The sequence below is a fragment of the Rhodobacter sp. P2_H5 genome (assembly GCF_056403335.1).
This window is the reverse complement of record NZ_JBFUFS010000119.1, coordinates 1-713: the sequence shown is the minus strand read 5'-3', so window position 1 is coordinate 713 and position 713 is coordinate 1. Positions and strand designations below refer to the sequence as shown.

The window sequence follows — 713 nt, the reverse complement described above, 5'->3', positions numbered from 1 at the left end:
GCCATAACGGGTGATGACCAGCCCCTCGCAGGGCCCCCAGGCCGCCTCCACTGCTTCGGCCATGCGGGCGCTGGCTTTGCCGGCGCCGACGACAACGACGCGCCCTGTGGGCCGCGGCGGCAGATGTGCAGCGAGTGAACGCATCGGGTCGGCAACTTCAACCGCACGGTCGAACAGGCGGCGCAGGAAGGCGGCAGGGTCGCGCATGTTTCACCCGACCCAATGGCTGCGCTTGCCGATGGCGATGTGGATTGACTTGACCTCGGTATACTCCTCGACCCCCAACATGCCGGCTTCGCGCCCGATGCCCGATTGCTTGAAGCCGCCCATCGGCTGACCCGGTGCGCCGGCGATGGTGGTGTTGACCCAGGTCCGCCCTGCCTCGACCCCACGCATCAGGGCCATGGCCTTGTCGATGTCCTTGGTCCAAATCGAGGCAGCGAGGCCGTAGATCGAGTCGTTCGCCATTTCCAGCGCCTGCTCTGGCGTGTCGAAGGTCATCACGCACAGGACAGGACCAAAGATTTCCTCGCTGGCAACGCGCATGGCGTTGGTTGTGCCGGTCAGGACGGTCGGCTCGATGAACCAGCCTTCCGATGCCCGCTGAACCCCGCCATGCGCCAACAACGCGCCTTCGGACTGGCCGAGGGCGATGTAATCCATGATTTTCCCGCAGTGTTCTGGTGTGGAAATTGCGCCCATCTGGCTGTCGG

At 64.9% G+C, this 713-nt stretch carries 2 protein-coding genes; both read right to left on the bottom strand.

Going from position 1 to position 713, the window contains the following annotated elements; translation table 11 throughout:
• The coding region (locus tag AC1DVR_RS23845; RefSeq protein ID WP_478003103.1) for a DUF4147 domain-containing protein at positions 1 to 207 on the bottom strand (207 nt) is incomplete at its 3' end.
• A gap of 3 nt (positions 208 to 210) precedes the next feature.
• Positions 211 to 713 (bottom strand): aldehyde dehydrogenase family protein (locus AC1DVR_RS23840; RefSeq protein ID WP_478003102.1); only part of this gene is annotated, 503 nt, incomplete at its 5' end.